The 15,863-nt window shown below is 45.1% G+C and carries 16 protein-coding genes; 8 read left to right on the forward strand and 8 right to left on the reverse strand.

All coding sequences use genetic code 11. From position 1 onward, the window contains the following. Nucleotides 1-716: 716 nt before the first annotated feature. Nucleotides 717-1,424 carry a pirin family protein gene (locus DWU89_RS19285; RefSeq protein ID WP_115501264.1) on the reverse strand — a complete coding sequence of 236 codons (708 nt, stop codon included), beginning with the start codon at nt 1,422-1,424 and terminating at the stop codon, nt 717-719. Nucleotides 1,425-1,643: 219 nt separating this feature from the next. Here DWU89_RS19285 and DWU89_RS19290 point away from each other — a divergent pair, with 219 nt between their 5' ends. Then, nucleotides 1,644-3,137, forward strand: coding sequence for an IMP dehydrogenase (locus DWU89_RS19290; RefSeq protein ID WP_115501265.1), 1,494 nt, complete (start codon nt 1,644-1,646; stop codon nt 3,135-3,137). Between the two features lie 116 nt (nt 3,138-3,253). Here DWU89_RS19290 and ltrA read toward each other — a convergent pair whose 3' ends face one another. Further along, a complete protein-coding gene (ltrA, locus tag DWU89_RS19295; protein ID WP_115501266.1) occupies nt 3,254-4,660 on the reverse strand; it encodes a group II intron reverse transcriptase/maturase in 1,407 nt (468 codons plus the stop codon). 689 nt (nt 4,661-5,349) lie between these two features. Between ltrA and DWU89_RS19305 the strand changes: the two genes are divergently transcribed. Continuing rightward, on the forward strand, nt 5,350-5,703 hold the full coding sequence (locus DWU89_RS19305) for a thioredoxin family protein (protein ID WP_115501268.1): 354 nt from the start codon (nt 5,350-5,352) through the stop codon (nt 5,701-5,703). A gap of 41 nt (nt 5,704-5,744) precedes the next feature. Here DWU89_RS19305 and DWU89_RS19310 read toward each other — a convergent pair whose 3' ends face one another. Continuing rightward, nucleotides 5,745-9,197: an AAA domain-containing protein gene (locus DWU89_RS19310; protein ID WP_115501269.1), complete on the reverse strand. Its 3,453-nt coding sequence runs from the start codon at nt 9,195-9,197 to the stop codon at nt 5,745-5,747. Between the two features lie 21 nt (nt 9,198-9,218). Further along, nucleotides 9,219-9,887, reverse strand: coding sequence for a DUF5715 family protein (locus DWU89_RS19315; RefSeq protein WP_115501270.1), 669 nt, complete (start codon nt 9,885-9,887; stop codon nt 9,219-9,221). A 107-nt stretch (nt 9,888-9,994) separates the two neighbouring features. Between DWU89_RS19315 and DWU89_RS19320 the strand changes: the two genes are divergently transcribed. The 6 genes from DWU89_RS19320 (at nt 9,995) to DWU89_RS19345 (ending at nt 14,144) form a co-directional block, all read left to right on the forward strand. Beyond that, nucleotides 9,995-10,240 carry a hypothetical protein gene (locus DWU89_RS19320; protein ID WP_115501278.1) on the forward strand — a complete coding sequence of 82 codons (246 nt, stop codon included), beginning with the start codon at nt 9,995-9,997 and terminating at the stop codon, nt 10,238-10,240. Next, nucleotides 10,231-10,545 (forward strand): type II toxin-antitoxin system RelE/ParE family toxin, encoded by a 315-nt coding sequence (locus DWU89_RS19325; protein ID WP_115501271.1) that lies wholly within the window; start codon nt 10,231-10,233, stop codon nt 10,543-10,545. The genes DWU89_RS19320 and DWU89_RS19325 overlap by 10 nt, the downstream gene beginning before the upstream one ends. 123 nt (nt 10,546-10,668) lie before the next feature. After that, nucleotides 10,669-11,649, forward strand: a complete 981-nt coding sequence (locus DWU89_RS19330; RefSeq protein WP_115501272.1) for a PhoH family protein — start codon at nt 10,669-10,671, stop codon at nt 11,647-11,649. A 23-nt stretch (nt 11,650-11,672) separates the two neighbouring features. After that, on the forward strand, nt 11,673-12,620 hold the full coding sequence (locus DWU89_RS19335) for a phosphoribosylaminoimidazolesuccinocarboxamide synthase (RefSeq protein ID WP_115501279.1): 948 nt from the start codon (nt 11,673-11,675) through the stop codon (nt 12,618-12,620). Between the two features lie 13 nt (nt 12,621-12,633). Next, the gene (ubiE, locus tag DWU89_RS19340; RefSeq protein WP_115501273.1) at nt 12,634-13,374 is read left to right on the forward strand and encodes a bifunctional demethylmenaquinone methyltransferase/2-methoxy-6-polyprenyl-1,4-benzoquinol methylase UbiE; all 741 of its coding nucleotides are present in this window, start codon (nt 12,634-12,636) and stop codon (nt 13,372-13,374) included. Between the two features lie 26 nt (nt 13,375-13,400). Beyond that, nucleotides 13,401-14,144: a shikimate dehydrogenase family protein gene (locus DWU89_RS19345; RefSeq protein WP_115501274.1), complete on the forward strand. Its 744-nt coding sequence runs from the start codon at nt 13,401-13,403 to the stop codon at nt 14,142-14,144. A gap of 62 nt (nt 14,145-14,206) precedes the next feature. On the opposite strand, the gene DWU89_RS19350 is transcribed toward DWU89_RS19345, so the two are convergent. The 4 genes from DWU89_RS19350 to DWU89_RS20950 all read right to left on the reverse strand — a co-directional run. Then, on the reverse strand, nt 14,207-14,683 hold the full coding sequence (locus DWU89_RS19350; protein WP_147292151.1) for a hypothetical protein: 477 nt from the start codon (nt 14,681-14,683) through the stop codon (nt 14,207-14,209). 19 nt (nt 14,684-14,702) lie between these two features. Further along, entirely contained in the window at nt 14,703-15,155 is a 453-nt protein-coding gene (locus DWU89_RS19355; RefSeq protein ID WP_147292152.1) for a hypothetical protein, read from the reverse strand. A 19-nt stretch (nt 15,156-15,174) separates the two neighbouring features. Next, a complete protein-coding gene (locus tag DWU89_RS19360; RefSeq protein ID WP_147292153.1) occupies nt 15,175-15,624 on the reverse strand; it encodes a hypothetical protein in 450 nt (149 codons plus the stop codon). Between the two features lie 12 nt (nt 15,625-15,636). After that, nucleotides 15,637-15,863 (reverse strand): hypothetical protein (locus tag DWU89_RS20950; protein ID WP_208642493.1); only part of this gene is annotated, 227 nt, incomplete at its 5' end.

Below are 15,863 nucleotides of genomic sequence, written 5' to 3' on the forward strand. Positions count from 1 at the left end.
CTTAGTTCTGTAGAGACTGCGGTAGCTCAAAACTTATCTAATACCACACTCTCACTTTATCCAACATTTTATTTCTTTTTATTTTTTTAGACTAACGCATCAATACTCCAAGCCCGTATCAATGCCCATGGAAATTGGATTGCATGCCCATGAAATTTTAGATGGATGGGCATGGATACTTTTTTCAATATTCAAGGACTTATTGTATAAAACGCATTTTTCAGACCAAAAAGAGCCCCTAATTCAAACAAATGTTAATCCGTTTTTTTGACCTCAAAAAGGGACTTTTTCCTCTTTTTTGAGTGTTTCCAGCAATTACGACCGTCCTCTTTGCCATTACGACCGTGCTAATGTGTAGTGCACTCGGCACCTCGCGAAGATTAGCACGGTCGTAATGGCGATTTGGACGGTCGTAATTGGAAAGAAGACCGTTGTAAGGGCAAAAAAGCACCTGAATTTCCTTGAAGTATTTGGAACGCCGTCCGTTTTATTTTCAAATATTCGATTCTCCGGGAGTTAAGGTTTATCACTTTGTTGGTGTTTCCGCCTTCCGACTGTCAAATTGTACACTTTCCTGAATGGGCTGCGCACCTCATTTCGTCCGGTGTCAGCCGTAAAGGTAAAAACCGCAAAAAAAGTCAATCCAAAATGGATCGACTTTTCGGATGAAATAGAAAAATAGCAAAAACAGGGGGTTATTGTAAAATACATAACCATTATTCCATCGGCACTTCCATTAAAAGGACCGTTGCATGTTTCAATACCTCTATCACAATACTGTCGGTTTCCCAGAAGCCGGCGCCGTCACGCTTGGAAAGGACTGTGTTGGCAACTTCCACTTCACCTTCGATTACAAACAGATAGACTCCGTTCTTCTTATTGTGCAGTTTGTATTCCTTCACTATTCCGGCATCCAATGTTCCCATCGAGAACCAGGCATCCTGATTAATGGAAGCCGGAGCAGAACCGTCCGGTGCAATCATCAAGCCCAACTCGTTCTTTTTCAAGACAGAGCGGACATCATAACTTTTATAATGGGGTTTCGTATTTTCTTCACGCGGGAACACCCATATCTGAAGAAACTCCAGTTGTTCTTCTCCACTGTCGTTAAACTCGCTGTGGAGAATCCCCGTACCGGCACTCATGACCTGTATATCGCCCGGAGTAATCACTTCGCTGTTCTGAATACTGTCGCCATGACGCAGATAGCCTTTCAACGGGATGGAGATTACTTCCATATTCTTATGCGGATGTGTATCGAATCCTTCTCCCGGAGCAACCGAATCGTCATTTAAAACACGAAGCATACCAAAATGAACCCTTTTCGGATTATAGTAATTGGCAAAACTGAAAGTATGATGAGTCTTTAACCATCCATGATTTGCGTACCCGCGAGTATTGGCTTTATCCACTATTGTTTTCATAAAAAATCCTCCTATGTTAATTACGTTTATATAACAATCCTGTCTGCCGAAAAGTTTCTAAAACAGACAGCTCCCGATAGGCGGAAATTCTTAGCTTACCGCATACAAAGCGCGGAAAATAGGAAAAAACAGAATTTTCTTTTATTCAGACAATACAGGATACAGGAGAATTGAGTACTTTTGTACCCTAATAAAATTCATCCAGTAAATATAAACACTATGGCAGTTTACTTAAACGATGTATCGAGAACCTTTGGTGAATACTTACTTATTCCCGGTTTAACCACCAAACAATGCGTGCCAACCAATGTTTCACTGAAAACCCCGCTTGTGAAACATAAAGTAGGTGAAAAGCCAGCGATCGAATTAAACATTCCTTTCGTTTCAGCGATCATGCAATCTGTTTCCGGTCCCAAGCTGGCCATCGAGCTGGCTCGTAACGGAGGGTTATCTTTTATCTTCGGTTCGCAGCCTATCGCCAGTCAGGCAGATATGGTTCGGAAAGTTAAGAAGTTCAAGGCAGGATTCGTCATCAGCGATTCCAATCTGACTCCGGAAAACACGTTGGCGGATGTTATCGCTCTGGTACAACGCACCGAACATTCAACTATCGGTGTGACGGACGACGGTACTCCTAACGGTAAATTGCTGGGATTGGTGACCAGTCGTGACTATCGCGCAGAAAAAGATCCTCTCGACAGAAAGGTAAAAGATTTTATGACTCCGTTCTCCAAGCTGATCGTCGGTGATCTGGGTATCACGTTAAGTGAAGCCAATCAGATTATCTGGGATCACAAACTGAATACGTTACCAATCATCGACAAGGACCAGAAACTACAATATTTCGTTTTCCGCAAGGACTATGACAACCATCGTGACAATCCGAAAGAATTGTCCGGCAGCGATAAAAAGCTATTGGTTGGTGCCGGTATCAATTCACGCGATTATATGGAACGTGTTCCTGCTCTGGTTGAAGCGGGCGTCGATGTACTTTGTATCGATTCTTCCGACGGTTATTCCGAATGGCAACAGGAGACATTGCAATGGATCAAGAAAACATATGGCGACAAGGTTCTGGTCGGAGCCGGAAATGTTGTCGACAAGGAAGGTTTCGACTATCTGGTGGAAGCCGGTGCCGATTTCATCAAAGTAGGTATTGGCGGCGGTTCAATCTGTATTACCCGTGAACAGAAAGGTATCGGACGCGGACAGGCTACCGCTCTGATCGACGTTGCACAGGCTCGCGACGAATATATGGAGAAAACAGGTATTTATGTGCCCATCTGTAGTGACGGTGGTTTGGTACATGACTATCACATGGTACTTGCCTTGGCAATGGGAGCGGATTTCCTGATGATGGGACGCTATTTTGCCCGTTTCGACGAATCGCCGACGAAGAAGATGAAAATCGGAAACAACTTCGTAAAAGAATACTGGGGCGAAGGTTCCAACCGCGCCAAGAACTGGCAGCGTTATGACATGGGTGGCAGCGAAGCCTTGAAATTTGAAGAAGGCGTAGACAGCTATGTTCCATATGCCGGTAAAATGAAGGACAACCTCAACCTCACATTAGGCAAAATGATTGCAACGATGTGTAGTTGCGGTGCGATCACGGTTCCCGAATTGCAGAAGAACGCCAAGATCACATTGGTTTCATCAACCAGTATTGTGGAAGGTGGCGCGCATGATGTGATATTGAAGGAGCAGAACTAAAAACATTTATAGCTAATCGAGTAGGAGGTAAATACTAATCATAGGTGTTTATCTCCTACTTTCATATTTACCGACCTCTCACACCACCGTACGTGCGGTTCCGCATACGGCGGTTCCTATTTTGGGTACCATTCGAAATAAAAACCCATTAAAGTAGCATACCCTGCCTTGTGTAAGCTCTCATTCGTGATTGCTCTATGCAATATATAGCTATCAGCAATACGCCAATAGCCTTTGCGAGTATTACCCCATTCGTATGCCATATGTTTATCTATACCGCATCTAATGAGATTTGCCACTCTTGTCTTGGGCATCTTCCAAGCTTTCCATATACACATGCGTATTCTCCGTCTTAACCATTCATCTGTTTCAAGAAGAAGACGTTTCATATCGGCAAGGTGATAGTATCCCACCCATCCACGTATGTATTCCTTCAGCTTTTGCTTCCTCTTGGCATATCCCCATCCATTGCTACGACTCGTCAATTCTTTGAGTCTTGACTTCATCTTGGATTTGGATTTCGGGTGCACCGTGAGCTGACACTTGCCTTTCATTACATAAAAGGAGTAGCCGAGATATTTCACTCCACGCACATACGATACTACGGTCTTTTCCTTGTTGACTTTGAGATAGAGGGTTTCCTCTATAAATCGGGTTATGGACTCTTTGACTCGTCTTGCTGCCCTCTTGGACTTGCTGAATATCATCGAGTCGTCGGCATAGCGCACAAAGGGGAGTCCCCTGCGTTCGAGTTCCTTGTCCAGCTCGTTGAGCATGATATTGCTCAGCAACGGACTTAGCGGTCCTCCTTGGGGAGTGCCTTCCTCGCTCGCTTCAAACAATCCTTTGTTCATTACTCCGCTTCGGAGATATTTGTGTATAAGACTGACTACTCTGCCGTCTTTTATAGTATGGCTGAGGATTTCTATGAGTTTGCTATGACTTACGGTATCGAAGAAGCGTTCGAGGTCAAGGTCTACTACATATATGTAGCCATCATTAATTATCTTTTGCGCTCCCCGCAGTGCATCATGGCATCCTCTTCTCGGACGGAAGCCGTAGCTTGTCCTGGAGAATTGGTTCTCATAGATAGGGGTCAGTACTTGATTGATGGCTTGTTGCACCAAACGGTCTACCACGGTGGGTATTCCCAAAAGGCGCATTTTGCCATTCTCCTTGGGTATTTCTACCCGCTTGACGGGGTTCGGACGGTATGAGCCGTCCATCAAGGAACGGATAAGTTCATCCTTGTTGGTCAGGAGCCATGGGTACAGCTGTTCGCATGACATCCCGTCGATACCACCACAACCCTTGTTTCTCAACACAGCCTTATAAGCTCGGTTGAGATTGACGGGACTAAGGATTTGCTCGAAAAGGTGTCCCTTGTCGAATGGTACTTCCACGATGTTGTCTTCACACATCCACATGAAAGTCTGCACTCCCCCATACCATTCGGTTTCCGACCTATCTCTTTGGGGGCAGCCATTATCTTGGGACAATGTTTTCTGCATTCTTTCCTTCATTAGGTATGTTTCAATTACTATCGTTTAATTGTTAGGTTCAGCCCTTCGTTCAGTGTTATCGATTGCTGAACTACTATGGCTTCTGCTGACTTCTCACAGCAAACTTTACTCCATACATTTCGTAAAAAAAAAACTATTCTGTACGTCCGTGAGATCTCCTCGGATAAGGGTATTGTCTTTCCATCTTATGCCTGCTTCATTTACACCAACCGTTCCGAATAGCTATGGGACTTTGATATGTGATGCAATCTAATCCACGGTCAAATGCCTTATATGAAGTTTCTGTCCGTCAGGCCAGATATTTGTCGCCGGCTTCCTTCAGATTCCTCCGCGCGATGGACACCCTTGCCTTTGACTATGTAATTCCCGCTATTAGGGCTTACTCGGGACTTCCACCCGTTAGACTATGCTCATGCCGAGCGTACATCAAAAAAAGAGCATCCGGAGAGTTCCGGATGCTCTTTTTTTGATTAGCTATAAAAGCGTTTAAACAAAGCTTCCAAAACCGCAAAGTCTTGAACGTACTTTTCTGATAGCATGAGTCTCCTTCTTTATGGATAACAAAAATACAGATATTTTTTATTAATAGCCGCCAGAAAGGCAATATTGATAACTCTATAAGCAATATTGCCATTTACAATGCAGCTGCATTATATGTATCTTTGTATCATCAATAAAAAGAAAGCAATATGACACCCATTGAATTGACAAAAGCGGAATTTATACAACGAGTAGGAAACTTTGAAGAGAATCCGAAGGATTGGAAATATGTAGGAGACAAACCTTGTATCGTGGATTTTCATGCACCCTGGTGCGGTTATTGTAAACGCCTGGCACCCATCCTGGATGAGTTTGCAGAAGAATATGACGGCAAACTTTATATCTACAAAGTAAACGTAGACGAAGAAGAAGAACTGGAAACAGCTTTCAAAATCCGGACAATTCCGACTTTGCTCCTTTGCCGTATGGATGGTAACAAGGAAACGATGCTTGGGACGATGGGTAAGCCGGAACTTCGTAAGGTGATCGAAGGTCTCTTATAATTGAGTTGAAGTTAGAAGGGAAGAATCAGGGAAGCAGACCGCTACATCTGATTCTTTCCTTCTACTTTTATACGGATCGAATTGGGAGTCCGCTGCAAACAAGCACAAAAGATTTCTATATCATTTGTCTTTTGCATCAGTTCCTGTAAGATCCGGCATTCCTCTTCCGACCACGGTTCATAGTGGCGGGGATATCGCTCGCGGGTTCTCCGGATTGACTCGGAAACATTCTTTTTCTGAATTTCCAACTGCTGGATTCGTCGCTTGAAATCTGCTAAATCTGCATCGGTGCAAGCATCTATCGGATCTGCATCAAAGAAACCCGCAAAGACAGGAAGAGGCTCGAAAAGAACTGCTTCCGGCTCTATTCGGTCTAATTCCTTCATCAGATTTGAGATATGTTTCGTTGCTTCGGGATGAAGAAGTTTAATTGAACATTCATGCCGGGAATAAGCTTCATCCCTACTCGCAGAAAGCCAGTTAAACGAACCTTCCACCAGTACGTCGTTATCGATTGCAAGCGATTTATTATGAATACCTTTCAATAGAACCAGTTTGACGCCGTTCTCTATTAAAGCCTGTCGTCCGGCATTTGCCTCTTCCTTCAACAGCCCGGTCCGTCCATTATAATCCAAACGGGAATCGGAATAGACCACGACTTCTACTCCACGCCGCACGGTTTCCCAGATTCGGGGAATAAGGTCATCATGCTCGATTGCCCGGATCGAGATAAAAGGAGAAACGATCAGCAATCTTTTTGTTGCCTCTTTTAATGCCTGCTGCAATAAGCCGATGTGCGCCTCCAATGTCGATAAACGTTCGGCTGGCTGATAACGGCAAAGCGGTTCTTTCTGCTGATAAATGAAATTACCGGATATCTCGTTCGCAGGATCATCAAACAACCATTTTGCCAAATTCCCTACCGGTGTATTCCGTTCGGGATGGAAAATATTCATATTTCCAAACACTAAAAAATGGTACTGTGCCCGCGAAACAGCGACATTAAGCATATTGTACTTTCCTCCCTGCTCCATAAAATAAGAAGCATCGCCGGGAGAATTAACCGACGAAAAGATTACGACCGGACACTGTGCTCCCTGCAAAGAATGGACGGTACCGATCGTCATGCCGGTAAATGCCTCCGCTTCCGGAGATGCTTTCGCCAAGTTGCATATGGTTTCTTCCTGTGCTTTAAAGGGAGTGACAATCGCCACTATTTTATTGATCGGATCTTTGTAAGCTCTTTCCAGATTATCCTTTTCTTTTTCCAGCCAAGATACGATTGCGGCCGCTTCCGCTTTATTCAATACACTGCCTGTTCCACCTTTTTCGCTTACTCCGTTAACATGGACATAGCCTTTAGAAGGCAAGGCTTTATATTTCACATTGTTTCCCTTCTTCGGCAACAAACGGCCATGATAGATATAGTCATTACAATAAGCAATAATCGGATCTACACAACGCCGGTGTTCTGTCAGGAAAGCACCTCTTTCCCCGGCAACTTCAAAACGGCAACTCTTCCTTGCCATCTTCATGATACTTCCGGATGAAGACAGGAAACCGTTCTCTCTCAAAAATGCATACATTTTATCCGACTCGGAAGAGATCAGGCCGAAACGCTTCAGATTGATACAGGAATATTCTTCCGAGATGGACCATATCGGTTCGATCTGCTCCACATCTCCAACCAGAATCGCTTGTTTGGCCAGGCTGAAAGAAGGGATTGCCAATTCGGGAGAGACCTGTCCCGACTCATCTACGATCAACAAATCAATCGAATCATAAAGCGGTGCATCCCACTCCCCGCTATCGACACAAACCATATATTTCGGCAAAGAATGGAAAGTCGAAATAAAGACCGGCATCACACAAGCTAACCTCTTCAAACGCTCGGTATAATCTTCACGACCCCGGGTTTCCTCTTCCTTGTCACATTCTGCCAGCCGGCGGATAAACTCGGCTTCCCGGTCATGGATGGCATACCAAAACAAAAGATAACGGTAACTGATATCCAGTCGTACCGCCATATCTTCCGTATAAGGAAGGGCGCTATATTCCGGATTGGCTGTCAGCCTGTCATAGCGATCTTTAAAGTCTTTCGTCTGTTCCCAACCCTTTATCACTTCTTCATAACTTGGCAGCTTTTGCAGTTTACGGATCAGCTTGCCCACAAACCCTTTATCCTCCATCTCATATCCATACTGTTTGAGACTGGCTACATTCAAACAGACTTCAATTTCTTTCCGTATCTCTTTCATTCGCCTACGCAAAAAACGCTGGCATGCAATTTCATTATGGCAGGACGTCTTAAAGAACCGGTTGAAATGTTCCAGATAAAACCGACGATATTCTTCCAATCGGGCAGGATCGTCATATTCATTCGGAAAACCGTCACCTTTCGTATTGAACATCATTTTATACAGGTCTTTCTGTTCGTCTTTTCCGGACAGATATAATCCCAACGTATCCAATCCAGGCAACCAACGGAGGGATAACGGATCTACAGGCTTATCTTCAGTAGGCTGCTCAATCTTAAAATCTTTCAGGATATTGGTAATCGCCTGATTATTGGCGGAACTGGCAACGATGATATCCGGATCATCAGGATGGTTGAGTACGGTATGGACAATCCGATTCGCAATCACAGTCTGTAGAAAAGTCGTTTTACCGGTTCCCGGAGGTCCATTGACGGCAAATATATCAGAGCTATCCGGTTCCGTGTACATGGCAAGCGTCTCGCGTTGGGAGACGGACAGAGGGAACTCATCACTCATTTGTGCCCAATGCTCCTTATTGCAATAAACACGCTGTTTATTGGGTACAGGCAACAGCGTTTCCTGCTTTTTACGGATCAGGAGTTCCAGTAAAGTATGGGAGGCTTTACTCTCCAGCAACTTGTCATATAGATTAATAATCTTTTGCGCCATTCCCCGCCCGGGTGCTTTTACAACGACAATTTCGGGTTTATCGGCATAATTCATTTCCCGGAAAGTCAAACCGGTTGCATTCCAGAACAGGGTTTCACAAGCCGCCCAATACTTTTTCCAATCCGTCTCTTCGGTATCAAACTCGCTTAACAGCCGGTCCACATTCGAAAGGGATGCAATGGTTCGGTCATTGCGTGCATTCGGTTCCAGAAACATACGGACAAAAACCGGAACCCGCTCGGCTTTGTTATCACACACCTGAAACGTTCCGTCCGGCAATAACGTAGCCGTAATCAAAAAAGGATAATCCGGTGTATTCTGTTTGGAAGTCCACCCGTTTTCATACTCCGGCAGAAGGACGCAAGGAGCAATCTGCACCTTCCGTTTTTCATCTTTCTCTTTTTGTTTCTCCTTTGAAAAAAGCAGGGGAATATCTTTGCGAAGAATAAACTCCGGGATCTTGTCGCCGATCCGCAATGTGATCCGCGCCTCTTTCTTCAGCGATCTGTTTTTGCGCTCCGCATCCAACAGGCAGTTTTTCCAATATTTCAGTAGTTTTTTGTCCATTCGATCCGTTAGCTGTTGTTTTTATTTTTTCTCCCGGGCTGTGATATGGAAGCACCCTTGCTTGCGTTCGTGCTTGACATAACAACGTTCTTCCCGCTTCAAGTCACGCAAAACCATTGCTAACACCATTTTCAGCCGGTCATTATCGATGTTCAAAGTATCGCTTTCATCCACTTTCGTGTAACGTACCCACGACACGTCGAAGGTTGTTCCATAACGATGGGCTGAGTTTTGGGATGAGTTGGTATTTCTTTTCTTCAGGTTCTTAACATCATCGATCGTACGGGTGACGCTGGTCACTTTTACCTTATAGATAGAAGCATTCAGATTACGGAGGGAATCTTGAAAATTACGCCCGATATCTTCCAACAATTTAGCAGCGGAAGGTATCAGATACGGAATAGAATGCTTCAGTTCCTCCACCTCGTAGTATTCATTGGTACTGATTTCCTTCATCTCCTTTTTCACTTTTTCCGCTTCCTCGCGGTTCGATGCCGGTTTGATGCCAATACGTTCGGCTTCCGCCAAGTGCACATCGTTCAAATCCTTGAAGTCACGGTTGTAGCTTCCATTATACCAAATACGTTTCAACTCACCGCGCTGTTCCTTTTTACCACAGGACGAGCAGATCGCTGCCGCCGCAAAGGCAGCCATTATAAACCAAATACTAAGTGTTGTTTTCTTCATCATTATTCTTTTAGGGTGAACAAAAGTACATAATCTTTCACGAATAATCTTCCGTGATGGAAAAAATACGTACATTTGTGAATCTTAATATGAAACTAATAGAGTATTGTATGGACACATTAGAATTAAAACTATCGCTTATCGAACAATTGAAAACGATTGACGACAAAAAGCTTTTGACACAGATCAAAAACCTTATCTGCATTTCAACCGAAAGAAAGCAGGCAGAACGCTTACCGGCACAAATGACGCTGGACGAGCTGAAAGAAGTGCTGAAAAAATCGAGAGAAGAGTCGAAAAAAGGAATGGGAATGACAACAGAAGAGTTACGTAAACGACATCCACTATGCGAATAATTATAAAATGGTTGCCACAAGCCATGGCCTTACTTGACAACATTTACGACTACTACAGTGAAAAGAGCCAAACCGCAGCTATCCGTTTGTACAATAACATATTGGATTCAGCCGAACCTTTACGAACCTTCCCTAATGCAGGTCCTGTCGAACCCCTTCTGGAAGAATATAAAGACGGTTTTCGCTCCATTGTTGCAGAAAAACACTACAAGCTGATTTATACTGTTAAAGAAGAACTGGTCGAAATCCATGCCGTATGGGATTGCCGGCAGGAAGGATGGCGTCTGAAAGAAATGTTCAAATAATCTTCATAGATACGAAACAAAATATCCGGCAATTTATTCTTAGCATAAAGAATATTACTAATTTTGTCTGCCTGAATGAATGTGAAAAGAATTCACGGAAAAGGCAGAACTAAAATAGATTGAATGATTGAACGAATTTATATTCTTGAGAGCGTAGACCCGGTGATATTCTACGGCGTAAACAATGTCAATATGCAGTTAATAAAGACATTGTTTCCCAAACTGCGTATCGTGGCGAGAGGAAATGTAATGAAAGTGATCGGTGATGAAGACGAATCGGAACTCTTTCTCAAGAAAATTCGCGAAGTAGAGAAATATTGCGAAGAATTCAACTCGCTGAGCGAAGATGTCATCCTGGACATCATCAAAGGGAAAACCCCGGTGGTCACCAAACAGGAAAACCTCATTATCCACGGGATGAACGGAAAACCGATTGTTGCCCGCACGGAGAATCAGCAACGCCTTGTCAAGGCATTCGAGGAAAACGACCTCGTCTTCGCAACAGGACCAGCCGGAACAGGCAAAACGTTTGTCGCTATCGCCCTTGCCGTAAAAGCATTAAAGAATAAGGAAATCCGCAAAATCATCCTGAGCCGCCCGGCAGTCGAAGCCGGCGAAAAGTTGGGATTCCTCCCCGGCGAGATGAAAGACAAACTCGATCCGTATCTCCAACCTTTGTACGACGCCCTGCAGGATATGATTCCGGCAGCTAAGCTGAAAGAATATATGGAGAACAATGTGATCCAGATCGCCCCGCTCGCCTTTATGCGTGGACGTACGCTGAACGAAGCTGTTATCATCCTCGACGAAGCCCAGAACACGACAACGCACCAAATCAAGATGTTCCTGACACGCCTCGGTATGAACGCCAAAATGATCATCACCGGCGACGTGACGCAGATCGACCTGCCCCCCACGGCAACCTCCGGGCTGGTGCAAGCCATGCAGATACTGAAAGGCGTCAAAGGAATCGGTAAAATCGAATTCGAAAAGAAAGACATCGTCCGCCATAAACTCGTCCAGCGCATCGTGGAAGCCTACGATAAATTCGACAGCAAACGCATAAAAAACAACAATATTAATAACAGTCAGGACGCCAAATAAGCGCCCCCATAAAAACAATGGTTATGAAGAAGGCATTGACAAAAACAGACTTCAATTTCCCCGGACAGAAGAGTGTCTATCACGGTAAAGTCCGCGACGTGTACAACATCAACGACGAAGTGTTGGTAATGGTTGCAACAGACCGTATCTCCGCATTCGACGTCGTACTGCCGGAAGGCATCCCTTACAAAGGCCAGATGCTGAACCAGATCGCAGCCAAATTCTTAGATGCGACTACAGACATTTGCCCGAACTGGAAAATGGCGACTCCGGACCCGATGGTAACCGTCGGTGTAATGTGCCAGGGATTCCCTGTTGAAATGATCGTACGCGGTTACCTTTGCGGAAGCGCATGGCGTGCTTACAAGAGCGGCGTACGCGAAATCTGCGGCATAAAACTGCCGGAAGGTATGCGTGAAAACGAACGTTTCCCCGAACCAATCGTAACCCCGACAACGAAAGCCGAGATCGGCGAACACGATGCCGACATCTCCAAAGAAGAAATCCTGGCACAAGGCCTGGCTACTCCCGAAGAATACGAACTGCTGGAGAAATATACACTCGCCCTCTTCAAACGCGGCACGGAGATCGCTGCCGAACGCGGCCTGATCCTTGTCGACACAAAGTATGAATTCGGCAAACACGACGGCAAGATCTACCTGATGGACGAAATCCACACACCGGACTCTTCCCGTTATTTCTACAGCGAAGGCTACGAAGAACGCTTTGCCAAAGGCGAACCCCAGAAACAGCTCTCCAAGGAATTCGTTCGCGAATGGTTGATGGAAAACGGTTTCCAGGGCAAGGCTGGACAGAAAGTGCCTGAAATGACTCCGACTATCGTCGAAGGCATCAGCGACCGTTACATCGAGCTGTTCGAACACATCACCGGTGAAAAGTTCGTAAAAGGAGACACAGACAACCTGTTGTCACGCATCGAAAAGAACGTGACCGAATATCTCAACAAATAAGAAAGACACGGATATGGCAAAGTACGGTTCAGAACAGATTCTACCCTACAACAACGAGGAGCACAAGGCGACGCAGGTCAAGCGTATGTTTGACTCCATCGCCGGCACGTACGATCGGCTGAACCATACGCTCTCGCTCGGTATCGACAAAATATGGCGCAGGAAAGGAATTGCTTTTCTGCGCCCTTTCTCACCCGCTTCGATACTCGACATTGCCACCGGGACAGGCGACTTAGCCATCTCCATGTACCGCCGGCTGAAAGCGGACCGCATTGTCGGAGCCGACATCTCGGAAGGCATGATGGAAGTCGGGCGCCGCAAAGTGGCCGAAGCCGGACTGTCGGAACATATCTCGTTCGAATACCAGGACTGCACGGCGCTGACCTATCCCGACAACTCGTTCGATGCCGTCACCGCCGCCTTCGGAGTCCGTAACTTCGAAGACATAGAACAGGGAATATCCGAAATGTACCGCGTACTGAAACCGGGCGGCCACCTGATGATCCTCGAACTGTCATCGCCGGAACATTTCCCGATGAAACAACTCTACACCGTTTATTCTAAATTCGTTATCCCGAACATCGGCCGGTTACTCTCGAAAGAGCACACAGCCTACAGCTATCTGCCGGCCTCCATCAAAGTCGTTCCGCAAGGGAAAGTAATGACCGACCTGCTCAGCCACGTCGGTTTCAACCAGGCGCGATCCAGGACTTTTACTTTCGGGATATGTTCGTTATATACTGCCTGCAAATAATATTTAATCATCTTAATTTACCGGTCATGCAAAAATATGGTTTAATAGGATACCCCCTCGGACATTCTTTTTCAAAGAACTACTTCAACCAGAAGTTCGAATCCGAGAAAATTGATGCAACTTATCTGAACTTCGAGATCCCGAACATCAAAGATCTGAAGACTGTATTGAAAGACAATCCCGAACTCTGCGGCCTGAACGTCACCATCCCCTACAAGGAACAAGTCATCCCCTATCTGGATGACCTGGACGAAGACGCCCGCCTGATCGGAGCCGTCAATGTGATCAAATTCACCAAAGGTCTTTTCGGCAAGCTAAAGCTGAAAGGCTACAATTCCGATATCATCGGTTTCAAACGTTCCATCGAGCCACTGTTGGACGAAAGCCACCGCAAGGCGCTGATCCTCGGAACCGGAGGCGCCTCGAAAGCCGTCTTCCAAGGGCTGAAACAGTTAGGCGTAGGTGCAACGTTGGTTTCCCGCAAACCGAAAGAATTCTGCATCACCTACGAGGAAATCACGCCCAAGACAATGGAACAATACACCGTCATCGTCAACACGACACCGCTCGGCATGTTCCCAAACATCAACACCTGCCCGGATATCCCCTACGACCTGCTGACTCCGAAACATCTGCTGTACGACCTTCTGTACAATCCGGATGAAACCCTTTTCATGAAAAAAGGAAAAGAAAAAGGCGCCGTCGTGAAGAACGGACTCGAGATGCTGCTCTTGCAAGCATTCGCAGGCTGGGAGATCTGGCAGAAATAAAGAAAAAAGGGGGCTGTCGGAAGCCCCCTCTCGGTTATTCAAGATAATTACAGGCAGAGGAGTTAGGGCAAAACTATTTTACAAGTTAGACCGCACAAGTCATAGCAAATCAGTTCTACTTCCGCATAGGTCAACACGATCGGATTATACTCCATTCCTTCTAAACGAGGCTTCACTTCGCCAGAGAAACTAATATTTGCTATCACGCCAAATGAATCTCCATAATGGCTATCCGAAAACAGAGACTCCGGTAAATTGACAGGACAAACATACAATTCAGAACCATCCTGAAGCCGATAACAAATCCTATATTGTTTCTTACCGTCTACTTTTCGTGTCAACAGATCTCCATACATATTAGTTACGTCATAAAGCGTATTGGATTCCGTATAAACCGCATCCGCCTTTTCCAACGCTACCTCGAACGGGGCGCAAGGATCATACTCTTCCTCCTCGTCGTCCCCACAGGACGCAAACCCGCTGCAAAACGAGAGCAGCAGGCAGAGGAGCATTATTAAATTGACATTTTCTTTTCTCATTGCAAAACAATTTTACAGGTTAGATCGTAGCAAGATTACAAATAAGAATTATTTCCGCATAGGTCAACACGATCGGATTATACTCCATTCCTTCTAACTGAAGCTTCACTTCGCCGGAAAACCAAATACCTGCTATCACACTAAATGAATCTCCATAATAGCTATCCGGAAACAGAGACTCCGGTAAATTGACAGGACAAACATACAATTCAGAACCATCCTGAAGCCGATAATAAATCTGATATTGTATCTTACCGTCTACCTTTCGTATCAACAGTTCTCCAAACATATTAGTTACATCATAAAGCGTATTGGATTCCGTATAAACCGCATCCGCCTTTTCCAACGCCACCTCGAACGGGGCGCAAGGATCATATTCTTCCTCTTCGTCGTCCCCGCAGGACGCAAACCCGCTGCAAAACGAGAGCAGCAGGCAGAGGAGCATTATTAAATTGACATTTTCTTTTCTCATTGCAAAACTATTTTACAGGTTAGACCGAATCAAGAAACCAACTCAGACTTATTTTCGCATAGGTCAACACAATCGGAGTATACTCCATTCCCTCTAAGCGAGGCTTCACTTCGCCGGAGAACCTAATATTACCTACCGTGCCAAATGAATCGCTAAAAGAGTAATCCAAGAACAAAGACTCCGGCAAATTGACAGGATTAAAATACAATTCAGAACCATCCTGAGGCCGATAATAAATCTGATATTGTATCTTACCGTCTACCTTTCGTATCTGCAGATCTCCCTCCATATTGGTTATACCATAAAGCGTATTGGATTCCAAATAAACCGCATCCGCCTTTTCCAATGACACTTCGAACCAAGAATCATATTTATCTTCCTCCTCATCATCCCCACAGGACGCAAACCCGCTGCAAAACGAGAGCAGCAGGCAGAGAAGCATTATTAAATTGACATTTTCTTTTCTCATTGCAAAACTATTTTATAAGTTGAACCAACTCAGACTTATTTTCGCATAGGTCAACACAATCGGAGTATACTCCATTCCCTCTAAGCGAGGCTTCACTTCGCCGGAGAACCTAATATCACCTACCGTGCCAAATGAATCGCTAAAAGAGTAATCCGAAAACAGAGACTCCGGCAAATTGACAGGATTAAAATACAATTCAGAACCATCCTGAGGCCGATAATAAATCTGATATTGTATCT

The organism is Parabacteroides acidifaciens (genome assembly GCF_003363715.1).
Classification (GTDB): domain Bacteria; phylum Bacteroidota; class Bacteroidia; order Bacteroidales; family Tannerellaceae; genus Parabacteroides; species Parabacteroides acidifaciens.

Excerpts from the sequence above, each read along its gene's own strand:
- DWU89_RS19285 (WP_115501264.1), bottom strand. The coding sequence starts at position 1,424 with ATGAAAACAATAGTGGATAAAGCCAATACTCGCGGGTACGCAAATCAT.
- DWU89_RS19290 (WP_115501265.1), top strand. The coding sequence starts at position 1,644 with ATGGCAGTTTACTTAAACGATGTATCGAGAACCTTTGGTGAATACTTA.
- ltrA (WP_115501266.1), bottom strand. The coding sequence starts at position 4,660 with ATGAAGGAAAGAATGCAGAAAACATTGTCCCAAGATAATGGCTGCCCC.
- DWU89_RS19305 (WP_115501268.1), top strand. The coding sequence starts at position 5,350 with ATGACACCCATTGAATTGACAAAAGCGGAATTTATACAACGAGTAGGA.
- DWU89_RS19310 (WP_115501269.1), bottom strand. The coding sequence starts at position 9,197 with ATGGACAAAAAACTACTGAAATATTGGAAAAACTGCCTGTTGGATGCG.
- DWU89_RS19315 (WP_115501270.1), bottom strand. The coding sequence starts at position 9,887 with ATGATGAAGAAAACAACACTTAGTATTTGGTTTATAATGGCTGCCTTT.
- DWU89_RS19320 (WP_115501278.1), top strand. The coding sequence starts at position 9,995 with ATGGACACATTAGAATTAAAACTATCGCTTATCGAACAATTGAAAACG.
- DWU89_RS19325 (WP_115501271.1), top strand. The coding sequence starts at position 10,231 with ATGCGAATAATTATAAAATGGTTGCCACAAGCCATGGCCTTACTTGAC.
- DWU89_RS19330 (WP_115501272.1), top strand. The coding sequence starts at position 10,669 with ATGATTGAACGAATTTATATTCTTGAGAGCGTAGACCCGGTGATATTC.
- DWU89_RS19335 (WP_115501279.1), top strand. The coding sequence starts at position 11,673 with ATGAAGAAGGCATTGACAAAAACAGACTTCAATTTCCCCGGACAGAAG.
- ubiE (WP_115501273.1), top strand. The coding sequence starts at position 12,634 with ATGGCAAAGTACGGTTCAGAACAGATTCTACCCTACAACAACGAGGAG.
- DWU89_RS19345 (WP_115501274.1), top strand. The coding sequence starts at position 13,401 with ATGCAAAAATATGGTTTAATAGGATACCCCCTCGGACATTCTTTTTCA.
- DWU89_RS19350 (WP_147292151.1), bottom strand. The coding sequence starts at position 14,683 with ATGAGAAAAGAAAATGTCAATTTAATAATGCTCCTCTGCCTGCTGCTC.
- DWU89_RS19355 (WP_147292152.1), bottom strand. The coding sequence starts at position 15,155 with ATGAGAAAAGAAAATGTCAATTTAATAATGCTCCTCTGCCTGCTGCTC.
- DWU89_RS19360 (WP_147292153.1), bottom strand. The coding sequence starts at position 15,624 with ATGAGAAAAGAAAATGTCAATTTAATAATGCTTCTCTGCCTGCTGCTC.